This window comes from Lachnospiraceae bacterium JLR.KK002 (genome assembly GCA_036941025.1).
GTDB lineage: Bacteria > Bacillota > Clostridia > Lachnospirales > Lachnospiraceae > Petralouisia.
Map to the genome: position 1 here is coordinate 684,366 of JAYMNP010000001.1, position 16,174 is coordinate 700,539.

Annotated in this window: 16 protein-coding genes and 1 tRNA gene; 14 read left to right on the top strand and 3 right to left on the bottom strand. The window is 48.5% G+C overall.

Annotation, left to right across the window (positions count from 1 at the left end):
* The first annotated feature begins 1 nt into the window (after position 1).
* The 7 genes from VSQ32_03345 (at position 2) to VSQ32_03375 (ending at position 8,950) form a co-directional block, all read left to right on the top strand.
* The gene (locus VSQ32_03345; GenBank protein MEH2941914.1) at positions 2–562 is read left to right on the top strand and encodes a hypothetical protein; all 561 of its coding nucleotides are present in this window, start codon (positions 2–4) and stop codon (positions 560–562) included.
* Complete coding sequence (locus tag VSQ32_03350) at positions 559–2,325, top strand: V-type ATP synthase subunit A (protein MEH2941915.1); 1,767 nt, start codon at positions 559–561, stop codon at positions 2,323–2,325. The genes VSQ32_03345 and VSQ32_03350 overlap by 4 nt, the downstream gene beginning before the upstream one ends.
* Positions 2,326–2,335: 10 nt before the next feature.
* Positions 2,336–3,703, top strand: a complete 1,368-nt coding sequence (locus tag VSQ32_03355) for a V-type ATP synthase subunit B (GenBank protein ID MEH2941916.1) — start codon at positions 2,336–2,338, stop codon at positions 3,701–3,703.
* 10 nt (positions 3,704–3,713) lie between these two features.
* Complete coding sequence (locus VSQ32_03360) at positions 3,714–4,331, top strand: V-type ATP synthase subunit D (protein MEH2941917.1); 618 nt, start codon at positions 3,714–3,716, stop codon at positions 4,329–4,331.
* Between the two features lie 40 nt (positions 4,332–4,371).
* The gene (locus tag VSQ32_03365) at positions 4,372–5,331 is read left to right on the top strand and encodes a MoxR family ATPase (GenBank protein ID MEH2941918.1); all 960 of its coding nucleotides are present in this window, start codon (positions 4,372–4,374) and stop codon (positions 5,329–5,331) included.
* Positions 5,332–5,340: 9 nt separating this feature from the next.
* A complete protein-coding gene (locus tag VSQ32_03370; GenBank protein ID MEH2941919.1) occupies positions 5,341–6,423 on the top strand; it encodes a DUF58 domain-containing protein in 1,083 nt (360 codons plus the stop codon).
* Between the two features lie 64 nt (positions 6,424–6,487).
* Positions 6,488–8,950 carry a transglutaminase domain-containing protein gene (locus tag VSQ32_03375; GenBank protein ID MEH2941920.1) on the top strand — a complete coding sequence of 821 codons (2,463 nt, stop codon included), beginning with the start codon at positions 6,488–6,490 and terminating at the stop codon, positions 8,948–8,950.
* A 125-nt stretch (positions 8,951–9,075) separates the two neighbouring features.
* Here the strand turns inward: VSQ32_03375 and VSQ32_03380 are convergent.
* Positions 9,076–9,149 (bottom strand) — tRNA-Val (locus VSQ32_03380).
* A gap of 208 nt (positions 9,150–9,357) precedes the next feature.
* Between VSQ32_03380 and VSQ32_03385 the strand changes: the two genes are divergently transcribed.
* The 4 genes from VSQ32_03385 to VSQ32_03400 are packed head-to-tail and all read left to right on the top strand — an operon-like array spanning position 9,358 to position 11,557.
* Positions 9,358–9,702 (top strand): DUF5026 domain-containing protein, encoded by a 345-nt coding sequence (locus VSQ32_03385; protein MEH2941921.1) that lies wholly within the window; start codon positions 9,358–9,360, stop codon positions 9,700–9,702.
* Positions 9,644–10,453, top strand: coding sequence for a hypothetical protein (locus tag VSQ32_03390; GenBank protein MEH2941922.1), 810 nt, complete (start codon positions 9,644–9,646; stop codon positions 10,451–10,453). The genes VSQ32_03385 and VSQ32_03390 overlap by 59 nt, the downstream gene beginning before the upstream one ends.
* Positions 10,454–10,465: 12 nt before the next feature.
* A complete protein-coding gene (locus VSQ32_03395) occupies positions 10,466–10,717 on the top strand; it encodes a hypothetical protein (GenBank protein ID MEH2941923.1) in 252 nt (83 codons plus the stop codon).
* A gap of 3 nt (positions 10,718–10,720) precedes the next feature.
* Positions 10,721–11,557, top strand: a complete 837-nt coding sequence (locus VSQ32_03400; GenBank protein ID MEH2941924.1) for a hypothetical protein — start codon at positions 10,721–10,723, stop codon at positions 11,555–11,557.
* 12 nt (positions 11,558–11,569) lie between these two features.
* Here the strand turns inward: VSQ32_03400 and VSQ32_03405 are convergent, their stop codons facing one another.
* Positions 11,570–12,733 carry an IS630 family transposase gene (locus VSQ32_03405; protein MEH2941925.1) on the bottom strand — a complete coding sequence of 388 codons (1,164 nt, stop codon included), beginning with the start codon at positions 12,731–12,733 and terminating at the stop codon, positions 11,570–11,572.
* A 70-nt stretch (positions 12,734–12,803) separates the two neighbouring features.
* Between VSQ32_03405 and VSQ32_03410 the strand changes: the two genes are divergently transcribed.
* A complete protein-coding gene (locus VSQ32_03410; protein ID MEH2941926.1) occupies positions 12,804–13,415 on the top strand; it encodes a phage tail sheath C-terminal domain-containing protein in 612 nt (203 codons plus the stop codon).
* Between the two features lie 114 nt (positions 13,416–13,529).
* Here VSQ32_03410 and VSQ32_03415 read toward each other — a convergent pair whose 3' ends face one another.
* Positions 13,530–14,777 (bottom strand): IS110 family transposase, encoded by a 1,248-nt coding sequence (locus tag VSQ32_03415; GenBank protein MEH2941927.1) that lies wholly within the window; start codon positions 14,775–14,777, stop codon positions 13,530–13,532.
* Positions 14,778–15,094: 317 nt separating this feature from the next.
* Between VSQ32_03415 and VSQ32_03420 the strand changes: the two genes are divergently transcribed.
* Positions 15,095–15,553, top strand: coding sequence for a hypothetical protein (locus VSQ32_03420; GenBank protein MEH2941928.1), 459 nt, complete (start codon positions 15,095–15,097; stop codon positions 15,551–15,553).
* 42 nt (positions 15,554–15,595) lie between these two features.
* Positions 15,596–16,174 carry a hypothetical protein gene (locus VSQ32_03425; GenBank protein ID MEH2941929.1) on the top strand — a complete coding sequence of 193 codons (579 nt, stop codon included), beginning with the start codon at positions 15,596–15,598 and terminating at the stop codon, positions 16,172–16,174.

Sequence of the window (16,174 nt, forward strand, 5' to 3'; positions counted from 1 at the left end):
AATGCAGATAAAGGAAAAGCTGGAAGTGTTTCAGAAGTTTACCATCAATGTGGCGAACAGTGAAAGCGAGGCACTGATTCAGGAATACCGGGAATCCTGTGAGAAAGATCTGGAGGAGTACCGGAACAGCAGGCAGGCGGAGATGGAACACAAGTTCCAGATAGAAGAAATCAAAATCCGCAGGCAGGTAAGAAAAAGGGTATCGGAGGAATCCATACGCCAGAAAAGGCTTCTGGACAACTGCAAACAGGAATGGAAGAAAAAACTGATGGACCAGGTGCGGGAGCTGCTGGCAGAGTATCAGCAGACGGAAAAATACCGGGGTTATCTGACTGCAAAAATCAGAATGGCAAAAGAAGTTGCGGGTACAGAAGAGGTCATTATCTATATCAATCCCTCCGATGCAGATAAAAAGGAAGAACTGGAAAAACAGACGGGGGCGGAACTGACCGTCAGCACCATGGATTTCGTCGGAGGAATCCGGGCAGTTATCCGTTCCAGAAATATTCTGATTGATGAATCCTTTGTGACGAAATTAGAGCAGGAGGAGACTTATCTATGAATATAACAGGTAAAATATATGGAATCAACGGGCCGATTATTACTATAAAGGGCAACCTGGGATTTAAAATGTCAGAGATGGTCTATGTGGGCGAACACCGTCTGGTAGGGGAAGTAATCGGTCTGACAAAAGAACAGACCACTGTCCAGGTGTTTGAGGAAACCACGGGACTGCGGCCCGGAGAACTGGTGGAAGGGGCGGGAAGGGCGCTGTGCGTGACCCTTGCACCGGGAATTATCACCAATATTTTTGACGGAATAGAACGTCCCCTCCAGTTAATCGGGCAGCAGTCCGGATCCTATATTCCCAGAGGCGTCAATGTGGACCTGCTGGACCGGGAGAAAAAATGGGAAGCGAAAATCACCGTAAAGCCGGGGGATATGGTAATTGGTGGGACCGTAATTGCGGAAGTGCCGGAAACACCTGCTATTGTACATAAAGTAATGGTGCCGCCGGATGCGGAGGGAACCGTGGTAAGGACTGCGGAAGACGGATTTTATACCATAGAGGAGACACTGGCGGTTATCCGCACGCAGGATGGAGAGGAGAAGGAGCTTACTATGACCCAGCAGTGGCCCATCCGTATTCCAAGACCCATTCGGAAGCGCTATCCGGCAGACCGTCTTCTGGTGACGGGACAGCGTATTCTGGATACATTGTTCCCCATTGCCAAGGGCGGAACCGCAGCCATTCCGGGAGGATTCGGAACAGGTAAGACCATGACCCAGCATCAGCTTGCCAAGTGGTCGGACGCAGATATTATTATCTACATTGGCTGCGGAGAGCGCGGAAATGAGATGACCAACGTGCTGGAGGAGTTTTCTCATCTGGTGGACCCCAAAACCGGAAATCTTCTGATGGACAGGACCACATTGATTGCCAATACCTCCAATATGCCGGTGGCGGCCCGTGAGGCAAGTATCTATACGGGACTGACGCTGGCGGAATATTACCGGGATATGGGTTATCATGTGGCTATTATGGCAGACTCCACCTCCCGGTGGGCGGAGGCTCTGAGGGAACTTTCCGGGCGACTGGAAGAAATGCCGGCAGAAGAAGGGTTCCCGGCTTATCTGGCAAGCCGTCTGTCTGCATTTTATGAGCGGGCCGGGTATGTGGAGAATCTGAACGGAACCGACGGAAGCGTAACGATTATCGGTGCGGTTTCTCCCCAGGGCGGGGATTTTTCCGAACCTGTCACCCAGAATACCAAGCGGTTTGTACGCTGTTTCCTGGCGCTGGATAAGTCTCTGGCTTATGCGAGGCATTATCCTGCCATCAACTGGCTCACCAGCTATACAGAGTATCTGAATGACCTGGAGGACTGGTATGTGACCAATGTGGGTGCGGATTACATTCCCTGCCGGAATGAACTGCTGAATATTCTCACCACGGAAAGCCGCCTGAATGAAATTGTAAAATTAATCGGAAGCGATGTGCTGCCTGACGACCAGAAGCTGATTCTGGAGATTGCCAGGGTGATACGCCTTGGATTCCTGCAGCAGAATGCATTCCATGCGGAAGATACCTTTGTCCCTCTGGAAAAACAGCTCCAGATGATGAAAGTTATTCTGTATCTCTATGAAAAATGCAGGGAACTTATTGAAATGGGAATGCCCATGGCGCTGCTGCGGGAGGACAGGATTTTTGAAAAAATCATTGCCATCAAATACGATGTGGCAAATAAGGATTTGTATAAATTCGAAGAATACCGGCAGATGATTGACATGTTCTACCGTCGCCTGCTGGAAACCAATGCATAGGAGGGTGGATATGTCAATTGAATATTTAGGATTAAGTGAAATCAATGGCCCCCTGATTGCACTGGAAGGGGTGCGGGATGCTTTTTACGAAGAGATGGTGGAATTCGTGGTGGAAGGCGGCCTCCGGAAAAAGGGAAGAATTATTGCGGTGAACGAAGACAAGGCGGTTATCCAGGTATTTGACAATACAGATGAAATGTCTCTGAAAAACACTCACACCAGATTAAGCGGACATCCCATGGAAATCGGTCTGTCTCTGGATATTCTGGGACGTACCTTTAACGGGCTGGGGGAGCCCATTGACGGTCTTGGAAAAATCAATCCGGAAGTAACGCTGGATGTAAACGGACTGCCATTAAATCCCTGTGTCAGAGAATATCCCAGAAATTATATTCAGACCGGAGTTTCTGCTATTGACTGTCTGACTACGTTAATCCGGGGACAGAAACTCCCTATTTTCTCAGGAAACGGACTGCCCCATGACCAGCTTGCAGCACAGATTGTGGAGCAGGCCTCCCTGGGAGAAGGCTCTGACGAGGAATTCGGCATTGTATTTGCAGCCATGGGTGTAAAATACGATGTGGCGGAATTCTTCCGCCGGAAATTTGAAGACAGCGGCGTAAGCTCCCATGTGACCATGTTCCTGAATCTGTCCAACGACCCGGTGGCGGAACGTCTGATTACGCCCAAAGTGGCGCTGACAGCGGCAGAATATCTGGCTTTTGAGAAAGGTATGCATATTCTGGTAATTCTGACGGATATGACCTCCTATGCGGAAGCCATGCGTGAGGTGTCCGCTTCCAAAGGGGAGATTCCCAGCCGGAAGGGCTATCCCGGATATCTTTACAGTGAACTGGCCACCCTTTATGAGAGGGCCGGAATTGTGCAGGGCCGGAAGGGAAGCGTAACCCAGATTCCCATTCTCACCATGCCAAATGACGATATCACCCATCCTATTCCGGATCTGACCGGATATATTACTGAGGGACAGATCGTGCTGGAGCGTTCCCTTCATCAGAAAAATGTTTATCCTCCCATCAACGTACTGCCTTCTCTGTCACGTCTGATGAAGGACGGAATCGGTGCGGAATATACCAGAGAAGACCATCAGGATGTGGCAAACCAGCTCTTTTCTTCCTATGCCCGTGTGGGGGAGGCAAGGGATCTGGCAAGTGTAATCGGCGAGGATGAGCTTTCGGAGACAGATAAGAAATATCTTCAGTTCGGCGTGAAATTTGAGCAGGAATTTGTGGCTCAGGGGGACAGCGAGAACCGTACCATAGAAGAAACGCTGGATATCGGCTGGCGTCTGCTGCATATCCTGCCCAAAGAAGAATTAGACCGGATTGACACGAAAATATTAGAAAAACACTGGTGAGGTGACCTGAATGGACCCGAATACATTTCCAACCAAAGGTAATTTGATACTTGCCAAAAATTCTCTGGCCCTGTCCCGGCAGGGCTATGAGCTGATGGATAAGAAACGGAATATTCTGATTCGTGAACTGATGGATCTGATAGAACAGGCCACGGATATTCAGCGGGAAATTGACGTGACCTTTACCAGTGCCTATCAGGCTCTGCAGAAAGCCAATATACAGATGGGCATACATGAAGTGGAAGTCTTAAGCAGGAACGTACCGGTGGAAAATTCCATTTCCATTAAGCGCCGGAGCGTTATGGGAACCGAGATTCCCAAGGTGGAATATGAGAAACAGGAGATGAAGCCCACCTATCCCTTTTACGGCACCAAGATGTCCCTGGACGAAGCATGTGAGCAGTTCCAGAAGGTGAAGGAACTGACCATACGTCTGGCCCAGATTGAGACTTCTGCCTATCGTCTTGCCTATAATATCAAGAAGACTCAGAAACGGGCCAACGCTTTGCAGAATATTACCATTCCCAGATATGAAATGCTGACCAAAAGCATTCAGAGCGCTCTGGAGGAAAAAGAGCGGGAAGAATTTACCAGACTGAAGGTGATCAAGCGGATGAAAAGCCGCTGACCGTCCGGCATGAGTTCCGGCAGGAAGAAAGGGCGTAAAAATGGGCAGAATAACAGAAACAGAGACATATAAAGAGCAGATTCCCGCATTTGAAGTGATTCATGAAGTAAAGAAAGCGGTTGTCGGAAAAGACGACTGTATTGTAAAGACCGTAGCGGCTGTTCTGGCAGGCGGCCATATTCTGCTGAATGATATTCCGGGAGTGGGAAAGACCACCCTTGCCATGGCTCTGTCCAAATCCATGTCATTGCGGCAGAACCGGGTACAGTTCACCCCGGATGTGCTGCCTTCTGATCTGGTGGGATTTTCCATTTATCAGAAAGAGACGGGGCAGTTTGCCTATCAGCCCGGAAGCGTTATGTGCAACCTGCTCCTGGCGGATGAAATTAACCGGACGTCTCCAAAGACCCAGTCTGCCCTTCTGGAAGTGATGGAGGAACGGAAAGTGACGGTGGACGGCGTCAGCCGGGAAGTTCCCAGCCCCTTTATTGTAATCGCTACCCAGAATCCCTTTGGAAGCGCCGGAACCTGGATGCTGCCGGAAGCCCAGCTTGACCGGTTTATGATTTGCCTGCGGCTGGGCTATCCCGATATGGAGGATGAAATCAGTATTCTGAAAGGCAGACAGCTCAGGGAAGAGGTGCAGCCGGTGATTTCCAGGGAAGTGCTGCTTAACATGCAGAAAAAGGCAGACGAGGTGTTTGTCCAGGAGGAAATTTACCGGTATGTGGGACAGCTGGTACACCGGACACGAACCCATTCCATGATAGATTTGGGCATCAGCCCAAGAGGGGCCATTCATATTTTACAGATGGCGAAATCCCTTGCATTTTTAAGGCAGAGGGATTACGTGGTGCCGGAAGATATCGGGGATGTGTTTCTGTGCGTCTGTGTCCACAGAATTATGCTGAATGCAAAAGCAAGAACAGCCCATATGGACGGGGAACAGATTTTAGGGGAAATACTGAAAGAAATATCCCCGCCGGGAACGGTGAGGTAAGATGGGGTTATGAGAAATTTTTGTCTGTATGTGCCTGTGGCGGCAGGCCTGATTTATATGGCGGTTCTTTATGAGAGCAGAGGACTTCTGATACTGGCCGGGGCGGCAATGCTGCTGCCGCCTTTTTTCTTATGTATGCTGTGCTCCGTAAGGAAACATCTGGAGGGCAGAATTCTGGTCTCACCCTGGCCGGAAACAGGGGATTACCGAGTCCGTTTCTGTCTTGAGAACAAAAGTCCCTTTTATCTGCCGGGAATCCGTATGAAAATTGCTCTGAAAAACAAAGGAAACGGAAAAGTCCGTAAAATCAGCCTTGCCGGCAGTATTTCTGCCAGAGGGAAGGCGGAGCTGACGGGAGTATTCCGGAATCCGGAATTCGGCCTGTGGCAGGCGGAGTGCGGAAAATGTTTCTGCTATGACTGCCTGGGCCTGTTCCGGCTGAAGAAACGATGGAAGGAAACGTTGCAGTTTATGGTGTTTCCCTCCTGCTATGAAACCAATATTAAAGTGGGAGTCCGCACCAGACTGTTTCTGTCGGACGGTTCCTGGTATCATCCCAGGACAGGAGGCGACGACCCTGCAGAAGTTCTGATACTGCGGGAATACCGTCAGGGAGACCGGATGAACCGGATTCACTGGAAGCTGTCGGCAAAAAATGAAGAACTGATTGTATCGGAAATGAGTATGCCCATGGGCTGTAATGTGGTGATTTTTCTGGATGCCGAAACGGAGAACATGAACAGAAAGACAGGGACTGCCTACTGGGAGGTTCTGCACACCATTTCCCAGGGATTGCTGGAGCAGGAATGTTTTCATTATCTGGTGTGGTATGAGAAGGAAAGCAGGCGGCTGTACCGTAAGGCCATCCGGGAACCGGAGGATGTAACGGAGTTCTGGACTGAAATTCTCCGGCACAGGACAGGACGCTGTCCGTTTCCCCAGGAATATGAACAGGAGTTTCGAGGAGAACCTTATGCGTCGGCAGTTCTCTGGAAACAGGAACTGGAATTATATGCAAATGACAGATTTCTGCTCCAAATGATACCGGAACAGGTGGAGAAACAGTTACTGGAGCTGGAACTGACCGTGTAACGTATGGGCGGGAATTTCCGGGGAAATCTGTGGTACCGGACAACATGCAGAAAGGGCGGAAGAAATGACAGAGAGCTTGGCAGAGAACAAAGGGAAGAAAATACCGGCGGTTCTTCGGATTTACAGGGGAATCTGTCTGTTTCCGGTATTGCTGGGAGCCTTTCTGTGGGGGCGGAATCTGCTGGCAGTGAAGATTCCGCCGGGATTGCTGGTGCTGATTGCCGGTATGCTTTCTCTCTGCCTGGAAATTCTGTATCTGGGAAAAAAGCAGAAGATTTTCCTGAGTCTTGTGTTTTTTCTTTTTATGGCTTCTGTGACAATGCGTGAGTATGCTGTCCTGGCGGAAGGCGGAAAAGAGCTGGCCAATCGTATGATTGAGCAGATAAATCAATACCAGAGAACAGATTTCCTGCTGTGGCCTGTGGAAGAAAACAGCCGGGGAGCGGAACGGGTGTTTCTGCTGCTGTGTCTGTGTATGGGTTTTGCGGAGGTACTGCTGGTATCCTGTGCCAGGAAGAAAAGGGGCCGAAACCTGTCGGCCCTGTGTCTGCCGCTGCTGATGGCAGCCGCCGGATTTCCGGTGGGCAAATCGCCTTATGGGGGAGGCATGTTTCTGGTACTGGCCGGATTTCTGGCATTGCAGATGGAGCCGGGGAAAAAAGGAATGCTGTCAATGGTTGCAGGCATGGGGCTGATTCTTGGAATTGCCGTTGCTTTTTCCGGCAGTGATAAGGCAGAGCAGATGTTTGATTCGTACCACGAGTCCTGGCTGGAACGCCAGTTACATCTGGAAAACAGAATCCTGGAAAGGGTCAGGCAGCTGGAAGACGGGCAGATTTTTTTCAGGAACAGGATTCAGTCGGAAGTTGTTCTGGGGAATGAGGCGCCCGGACAGACCGGGGCGGAAGTATTTCAGATAACGGTGGACAGCCTGCCGGAACAGCCTGTTTATATCCGGGGATTTATCGGAGGGGGCTACAACGGGGAAAGCTGGGAAGGAGTATCCCGGCAGGAGTTTTCCGACTGGGCCGGGAGCCTGGGAAAGTCAGTCCGGGACTGCCAGGAGGCGGTTCAGAATTTTCCATATGAGAAGTTGGAAAAATGGTCAGAGAAAGAAGACGGGCCCGAATGCCGGAAGGTAACCATGGAACTGAAAGAGCCTGCGGAAGGCTATACCTTATCGCCCTATTATTCCAGGATTCCGGAAGAACAGAATATGGCGGGGGACGGTGCCCTGGCTCCCCGGAAACAGCAGGAATTTCAGTGGGAGAGCTTTCTGACCTTACAAAGCTGGCAGAGGGATGGGGCTGCTGCATACGGGAAGGAAAATCCTTCGGAGGAAATATGGGAGTCCTATCAGTCTTATGTAGGGAAATCATATACCCGGCTGCCGGAACAGGGCCTGGAACGTCTGCGGGAGCTGGCCGATGAAATCGGCAAACAGGCCTTTGACACCTTTTATATGGATTTTGACGTTTACGAGGAAGCGGTTTCTCAGGGGAATTATGCCGGAGAGCCTGTGGGCATGGTCTGGCAGGTACGGAACCGGATGTGGGAGGATACGTATTACAGCTGGGAGCTGGATCCTGTGCCGGAAGGGAAAGATTTTGCAGAATATTTCCTGCTGGAGCAGAAGAAGGGATACTGTGTGCATTATGCCACAGCAGGAACGCTGCTTCTTCGTATGTGCGGCATTCCGGCCCGGTATGTGAGCGGATATATTGTATTTCCGGATGATTTCAAAAAGAATAAAGACGGAAGCAACACCTGGACTGCTGTGGTGACGGATCGCCGGGGCCATGCCTGGACAGAAATTTTTCAGGAAGGACTGGGATTTCTTCCCATGGAAATGACGCCGCCCTCCTATACCGGCCTGCTGGCAGAAGTGGAAACGGAAGGAGATATGAAAGACGCCCTGCAGGAGCTGAATCAGCAGGAAGAATTCAGTGAAAACCAGGAAGAACAGCTTTTGGAGGAGCCTGAGCTTCCGGAAGAGCAGCCTGTCCGGAATCAGCAGCAGGAAGAACGCCTGAATGAAAAGGTTTCCGAGCGGCAGAAAGATACTGCAGATACCGGAAATTCTCAAAAACCGGAGAAATCATCCATAACGGACAGAAAAGGGCAGAAAGTCGCAATGATTGCCGCAGCCTTCCTGACCATAGCAGGTATTCTGTTTTTCCTGCTGTGGTGCCGGAAAAAGAGCAGACAGAAGAAGCGGCGGGCCGCTTTCTTTCAGGAAGACCGTGCGCAGGGCGCCCTTGCCCTGGGAAAAGCCATGAAACCCCTGCTGAAAGCTCTGAATCTGGAACAGAAAACAGAAACGGGAGATTTGGAATATGCGGCCTTTCTGGAAGAAAAGCTGCCGGGCATGGACTGGGAGCGGGGCATGTTTCTGCTCCAGAAATCGGCATTTTCCCGTCAGGGAATCACAGAAGAAGAATTTCGCTCCGTAGAAAAGCTGTATCAGACACTGGTACAGAAGGTGCAGGAAGAAAAGGGAAAGCTGCGGAAATGGTTTCTGATATAGAACTGTAAAAAAATAATATGCGCACTCGTGCAGGAGGAAAATGTCATTGTGTGACAGCACTCGGCACAACAAAACAACCAGGTCCCTCATTTATGAGGGACCTGGTTGTTTTGTTGTGCAAAAAATGGAAGCAATGGGGCTCGAACCCATGACCTCTCGCGTGTGAGGCGAACGCTCATCCCGGCTGAGCTATGCTTCCATAACAATTATTATAGCACGATAATCTGAAATTGCAACAAAATTCTGAACTGTTACAATATCTGAAATTTATGAAAGTTTGTCCGCAATGTCCGGATTGTCCGGAAAAGAAGTGCTACTATGTGACTGAGCCATGAAAGAAACATACACGGTACGGTTACTTTACAGTAAATCATACCGGCAGCACACAGAAAGGAGGGGGACAGGGGATGCTGATAACAGAAAAAGCAATAGCTGCTTTTGACCTGTCTCTGATTGGCAGAGGAGATTTGCTCTGGGGCAGGCATCGTACCTGGGAGGAAGGAAAATCCGGCTTTGTGACGTCGGCAACGGAAGAACAGCTCACAGTACAGTACCATTCGGGTATCGGGACTATGATAAATTATTTTGTTATCCCGGTGTCTGAGGCAGCAGAAGGCCAGTGGGAAATCCGGTGGTCGAAAGAACTGTTGGAAATACGGGAATACGGTATTGCAGGAGGCAGCGGAGAAGGGGATGGGATTCCTCAAATGGAAGGAGGGAAATCCGGTGACACTGGAAGAACTAATCCATAAAAGATTTGCAGATATTCCGTATCCGGAGCTGATTTACAGTCTGGATTTCCAGGCAGGCGAGGAGAAGCACAGCGCCGGTATCCTGTCGGTGTCATTCTTCTGCCAGAATACCGCAGAGGTCATGCCGGAGGCCCTGGAAACGCTGGTAAGAGACCGTCTGCGGGACGTTATCCTGAAACCGGAAGGCGGAAATCCCTGCTGTTTTGTCTGGCTGCGTACGGACGGAGTTACCGCAGAGGAGGAAAAGAGCAGCCTGACAATCAGGCGTGAAATCCGCTTTGAAATTCTGGAGTACCCCTGGCAGGAAAGCGCAGACCCGGATCCGGTGGCTGCAGCAGGAAGATATCTGAAATCGCTGTATCCGGAATGTCTTGTTATGGGCTGTGACAGTATGGGAGAAATCACAGAAGTTACGGAAACGCAGCCGGTGATTTACTGCAGACCGGACACACTGGAAAAAGCGGAAGAAACCAATACGGTGGTATGGATGGACAGCAAAATTGCCGTTCACATTATAAGCCCGTCTCATGAAAGCAGGATGAAACTGGCAGTTTCCATGGCAAACCGGATGTCTCTGGACGGGGAACTTATTCTTCCGGACCAGTCCCCCATGTTTCTGAAAGGGCTTTCCGTGCATGACCGGGCGGATGATCTGAAAGAGGGGCAGCTTGTATTTACCGGACATTACGGCCTCCTGCGGTATCGGCCAGAGCAGCGCCGGCTGCTGCAGGGAAAATTTCATTATGAATAAGGAGGAATCAGTATGGCAGCAGAAAAGACAGCGGAGAAAAAGGTATCTTCCGCGGAATCTGCGGAAAAGGCAGAACTGAAAAAGAAAAAACTGCCGGTTGAATCAGTGTACAGTGCAGAAGAACTGGCGGACAGTGCGAAAAACATGTTCCATACAAGAAAGGAATGCGTGCTGGCGGCACTGGAAGCAGCAGGGAAAAAAGAATGTACGGTTTCTGAGGCAAAAAAGATGGTGGAAGCATTTTTGAAAAGAGAGGTGGAATAGAGAATGGCAGGAACTTTTATACTGGGAGAAACAAAGGTAAGGCCCGGCGCATATTTCAATATTCAGAAAAAAGAGGAATCCGGGGAAGGCATACTGGAAGGCGTTACCGCTGTCCTGTTCCGGGCAGATTTCGGCCCCCTGAATACGGTGGTGGAGCTGAAAGCCGGGGAGCCATGGGAGAAAATATTTGGAAACGGGCTGACTACAGATGCAATAGGGGAAGCTCTGGAGGGCGGTGCCAGGACGGTACTTGCCTGCCGCATTGGAAATGGAGGCACGCCGGCAACTGTTGCACTGCATGACACCGAAGGTACGGAGGCGGTGGTTATTTCCGTGAATTATCCGGGAGATAAAGATTTTTCCGTATCTGTCCGGGAAAAACTCTCAGACAGTACCAGGAAGGAATGCCTGATTTATTCCGGGACGCGGGAATTTGAAAAACTGGAATTTGCAGCCGGAGAAGGTGAGGCGGAACGTCTTGTTTCTGCCCTGAATGCCATGGAGCATTTTCACGGGGAACTGAAAGAAGGGAAGGAGAAAGCGTTGCTTGCGGCTGTGTCTCAGGAACCCTTTGCAGGAGGCAGTAATCCCCAGGTGACAGCGGAGGATTATTCCAATGGATTTGCACAGACAGAAGCCTGGGAGTTCAATACCATCTGTGTGGATACGGAGGATCAGGAAATCCATCTGCTTCTGGCGGCATTTGTAAACCGGATGTTTGAGGAAGGCCTTCCGGTGCAGGCAGTAGTGGCGGAAAATCATACGGTACCGCTGGAAACCAGACAGAACCATGCGGCGGCTTTTAACAATGAAAAGATGAACTATTATAGCGAATATTAAATTGTTGATAGTTTAAATAGTTGCTGCTTCATCGGGATTAATTTCATCCATTTTATATGTCCAATGATAAACGATTGGATCGGCATTGATCTCATCGAAGTAGCGGTATATCCGCTCCGACAGTTCCTCCTTTGAATTGACGCGGATGCCTTTTAACATCTGCTTTGTCATTTTGCTGAAAAAGCTTTCAATCATATTCAGCCATGAAGTGTGTGTCGGGGTAAATACAAACAAAAAACGGCCTTCGGGTAACGTTGCAAGAAACTGTTGGGTTTCCTTTGAAGTATGGGCTGAGTGGTTGTCCAGTATCAGCCGTATTGTGTCACCCTCCGGATATTTTACATCAAGAATCTTTAGAAACTCGATAAAATCAGAACTTTTGTGTGTCTGGCTGACCAATGGAATTGCCTCCCCTGTCAAAAGGTCAATACCTGCAAGCAGTGACAGCGTCCCAAGCCGCACATACTCATAATCCCGGCGGACATAACCTTTTTCCTCTGTCGGGGTATGGTCGGGATATTTGTTGGCAACAGCCTGGATGCCGGGTTTTTCATCATATGAAACAGTATGTGTCAAATGCCCGTTTTCCGGTATGATGATATTCCCATCAATGCCAAACTGCATCTCGACCTGCTTATAGACCAGGAGGACGTCATGCATCTTATTCTCAAAATCAGGGTCTTTCCGTTCAAGATAATACTTGATCCTGAATGGTTTTATATCCATCTTTTTGAGATATTTTTGGAGCCATGGTTTGGTAACTGTCTTTAAGCGTGGATAGCCGGCTTCTTCAGCATATGCCTGTATATGTCTGTGCAACGCAGCCAGTGTCCATAATTCTGCAGCATAGCCAGGGTCACAGGGTTTTTGGCAGGCTATACTGACAATCCATGCTTTTGCATCGTCAGTAATCTCAACTGGTCTGCCGGAACGCTCGTCATCAAATATGGCAAGGTTAATTCCATTGTTAAGATAACGGTCAATACAGCGCCGGACGGTATTCACACTAATGCCCAGGCCGTCTGCGATAGCCTTGTCTGTCCTGGCTTCGGATTTCCATAGCAATATTCGGGCACGGTCAACAACCTGCGCCTGGATAGTTCTGGCTTTTATCAATGATTTTAGGTAATCACGTTCTTCATCTGATATTGTAATGCTATAAGATAACGCTGGCATAATCAGCCTCCATAAATTATATTTATTAAGTCTATTATACCAGATACCGAAACTATCAACAACTTAATTTATGATATACTATGTGCTGAACGCACATATGATGGAGCTGGGAAAAGATGGGCAGGAGCGTGAAATTGACGGTTACCGGACAGCAGCACGTATTGCCGGCATGATTGGAGCAACCCCTTCCGGCCAGTCCCTGACCCATACTGTGGTGGAAGGATTTACAGAAATTCTGGAGAAACTTACAAATTCGCAGATGATTCATGCAGAAAGTAAAAAAGGCTGTATTGTGTTCAGTCATAACAGAGAGAAGAAAGTCTGGATTGATAATGCAGTCAACACGCTGATTACACCGGCGGACAATCAGGATGACGGATGGAAGAAAATCCGGCGTGTGGCAACACGTTTTGAACTGCTCCGACGACTGAATGCGGCAGTGGAAGAACTGGTGGGGAAAACGGATAATGACAGCAACGGGAGAAGCACCATTGTCAGCAGGATGAACGACATTGGCACAGCCATGGTGGAGGAATCCAAACTGACGGCGTTTAAAGCGTCGGAAAGCAGTACATATCCTGCGGACGTGGACAGCGCATGGTTTGATATCAGCGTAACTGACAAAGATTCCATGGAACGTATCTATCTGACATATCAGTTCCAGTTCAGCACGAATGAATAACAGGAGGTAGAAGATTGAAAATGAAAAGTAGAGGGTATCCATGTCCTTAATCGCATCACAAACAAGCCATCTTTCGGTGGCTGCTTTAAAAATTGAATATCGTGTATGTTAAGGTTATGCAGTTGCTGACTTAATCTTATAACCTTGATTTTTTGCTATGATAAGAGCCTGCTCTACCGTGATTTCACGGTCGACAGGTGGTAAATCTGATTTGTGGTAAAGTTCCGCATTATAGTTTTCACCGTTCTTAAGCATGTGGTATAATGCAGTCAGAAGCATTCTTGCTATGGCAATGATTGCTTTCTTGTGACCGCGACGCTTTTTGAGACGGAGATAACGGTTACGAATCTCAGGATGCTTATTACTTTTAACGACAGCATTCGCGCACTGTACTAAAAGTGGTTTGATATAGCATCCAGCCTTGGAAACCCGGACAGATTTTTTCTTCCCTGCACTTTCATTGTTGGTTGGGGTAAGCCCAGCCCATGAGCATAAGTGTTTCGCCGAAGGAAAAGCCTCCATATTGGTACCGATTTCGGAAAGGATTCCGATTGCGGTGAAATCACTGCGGATACCAGGAGCGGTTTGAAGAATGGTAAGTTCCTGCTGATAGGGAGCGGCGAGCGCAAGAATGAGTTCTTCAAGCTCTGCTTTGCGGGATTCCAGGTTTTCATAATGATCTTTAATTACCTTAAGTTTACCAGCCTGTTCTGGAGTGATACAGCCATCGATGGCATCGCGAAGTTCGGGGAGCTTCTTTTTCAAACTTTTGTAAACGAGAGGTTCAAGGTCAAAGGAAGTATCTGCGGGATTTTTCAAGAGTTTATCCAGTATCGCCTGAGCAGATTTGCCGAAGGTGTCCGAAACAACGTTTCCCAACTGGATATTGGAAACCGTGAGACAGTTCTGCAAACGATTCTTTTCGCTTGATTGAAAGCAGGTCAGTTTGAAACGGTAACGCATAAGGTCACGGAGCTGGCGGATGTCAGCGGGTGGCATAAAGCTTCCGGCAACAAGATCATGCTTGAACAGGTCAGCAATCCATTTGGCATCTTTCTTGTCAGTTTTCTTTCCACGGATAGCCTTAACGTATTTAGGATGTGCAAGGACAATAAAGCATTCTTTTTCCAGAATGTTATAAACAGGGATCCAGTATTTACCAGTAGATTCCATACAAACGTCGTTGCAGTTATGTTCGAGTAGCCAGTGTAACAAATTTTTCAGACCCTTCGTGTAGGTAGAAAAACGGTGGCTCTCGTAAGTGGTAACGCCGTGCTTGTCAGTAGAGGCAATGCAGGCGACTACAAAAGTTTTGTGGACATCAATGCCACAGCAGATTTTGTACACGATTTTTAAAGCCATAGGGACTCCTTTCAGAACCGACAGGTTCACTAAAGATTATAGGGAGAGACGGCATTGACTGAACGCCTAAGCCATAAACGAAGATTGTTTATACAAAGATAAGATTACGTGCTCGAAGTCACACTTATTTGTGCTTGAAAAGGCGTACTACACATATAAAAATACGGTCATCCGGCAAGCCGGACAGCCCACTCATCTCCCCGTGATTTGTAGTATACCGAGTTCCCTACAAGAAGAATTATAAAGAAAAAATAAGCTCAGGAAAACATTTTCATAACGTTTTGTGCCTGAGCGAAGCGAAAGGAATGGATATAAAAATGAGAAATGTAAAGGCGGCCGGGGATGCCCGACATGCAAGAACCGGAAAAGACGGTCTGATTTACAGCAAAGACGGAGTGCTGCTTGCCACAGTGGATTCCTTTGCTTCCAGCGTAACGTATAACAATGCCAAATATTCGGTTATGGGGGACGCACAGGAGCATGAGACGTCCAATACCTTTTCCGTAAGTCTCACCATGTCCCAGGTGGTGATAGAAGATGATCAGTTTATCATTGAGCTGATGGAGGCAATGGAGACTCAGATCATGCCGGTGTGGGGATTCAAAGGGACTCTGATGGGAAGAAATGGCTCTACGGAGACCGTGGTATATGATGAATGTATTCCTTCCGGCCAGATTGATATTCAGAATCTTACTGTGGGGGATGTTATCAAGCGGAACTGGAACCTGTTTGTAAACCGTCCGCCTGCCCTTCAGCAGCAGCTTACGGTTGTATAAGAAGAAACAGGAAAACTTTTCAGTTAAACAGGAGGAAATAAGATGGAACAGAGCAAATTTATACCAGGAGTAACCACGGAAGAAAGCGGCGTTGTCATGAATATGGAATCTGCAGAGGAAGCAGTAAGAGAAGTGGATTTTACAGAGGATGAGGATTTGGAAATGATAAGGGGCAATGAAGAAGATTTTATTCAGGGCCTGATTCACGCCGCCGGGTATGCACAGACAGAAAAACAGAAACTTGAGATTATCCGGGACGGAAAACTGTTTTTTGCATTCCATATCCGGCCTTTATCGGAAGATGAATATGAAAGATGCAAGAAGAAAAATACCAGATTTGTCCGCAATAAAAGACTGGGCATGAAAGTGCCGGAAGAAACGAATGCCGTAAGATACCGGGCTTCTCTGATTTATCAGGCAACCGTTATGGAGGACAGGGAAAAACTCTGGGATAACCGGAAGGTATGGGAATCCTTAAAATCCATGGGACTGCCTGTGATGAACGGGCTTGACGTTATTGAATATTCGTTAAAGGCAGGAGAAAAAGACCGGGTGCTGGAAGCTATAGACAGCTTAAGCGGTTATGCGGATACGAATCTGGAGGAAGTGGCAAAAAACTGA

Excerpts from the sequence above, each read along its gene's own strand:
- VSQ32_03345 (MEH2941914.1), top strand. The coding sequence starts at position 2 with ATGCAGATAAAGGAAAAGCTGGAAGTGTTTCAGAAGTTTACCATCAAT.
- VSQ32_03350 (MEH2941915.1), top strand. The coding sequence starts at position 559 with ATGAATATAACAGGTAAAATATATGGAATCAACGGGCCGATTATTACT.
- VSQ32_03355 (MEH2941916.1), top strand. The coding sequence starts at position 2,336 with ATGTCAATTGAATATTTAGGATTAAGTGAAATCAATGGCCCCCTGATT.
- VSQ32_03360 (MEH2941917.1), top strand. The coding sequence starts at position 3,714 with ATGGACCCGAATACATTTCCAACCAAAGGTAATTTGATACTTGCCAAA.
- VSQ32_03365 (MEH2941918.1), top strand. The coding sequence starts at position 4,372 with ATGGGCAGAATAACAGAAACAGAGACATATAAAGAGCAGATTCCCGCA.
- VSQ32_03370 (MEH2941919.1), top strand. The coding sequence starts at position 5,341 with ATGAGAAATTTTTGTCTGTATGTGCCTGTGGCGGCAGGCCTGATTTAT.
- VSQ32_03375 (MEH2941920.1), top strand. The coding sequence starts at position 6,488 with ATGACAGAGAGCTTGGCAGAGAACAAAGGGAAGAAAATACCGGCGGTT.
- VSQ32_03385 (MEH2941921.1), top strand. The coding sequence starts at position 9,358 with ATGCTGATAACAGAAAAAGCAATAGCTGCTTTTGACCTGTCTCTGATT.
- VSQ32_03390 (MEH2941922.1), top strand. The coding sequence starts at position 9,644 with ATGGGATTCCTCAAATGGAAGGAGGGAAATCCGGTGACACTGGAAGAA.
- VSQ32_03395 (MEH2941923.1), top strand. The coding sequence starts at position 10,466 with ATGGCAGCAGAAAAGACAGCGGAGAAAAAGGTATCTTCCGCGGAATCT.
- VSQ32_03400 (MEH2941924.1), top strand. The coding sequence starts at position 10,721 with ATGGCAGGAACTTTTATACTGGGAGAAACAAAGGTAAGGCCCGGCGCA.
- VSQ32_03405 (MEH2941925.1), bottom strand. The coding sequence starts at position 12,733 with ATGCCAGCGTTATCTTATAGCATTACAATATCAGATGAAGAACGTGAT.
- VSQ32_03410 (MEH2941926.1), top strand. The coding sequence starts at position 12,804 with ATGATATACTATGTGCTGAACGCACATATGATGGAGCTGGGAAAAGAT.
- VSQ32_03415 (MEH2941927.1), bottom strand. The coding sequence starts at position 14,777 with ATGGCTTTAAAAATCGTGTACAAAATCTGCTGTGGCATTGATGTCCAC.
- VSQ32_03420 (MEH2941928.1), top strand. The coding sequence starts at position 15,095 with ATGAGAAATGTAAAGGCGGCCGGGGATGCCCGACATGCAAGAACCGGA.
- VSQ32_03425 (MEH2941929.1), top strand. The coding sequence starts at position 15,596 with ATGGAACAGAGCAAATTTATACCAGGAGTAACCACGGAAGAAAGCGGC.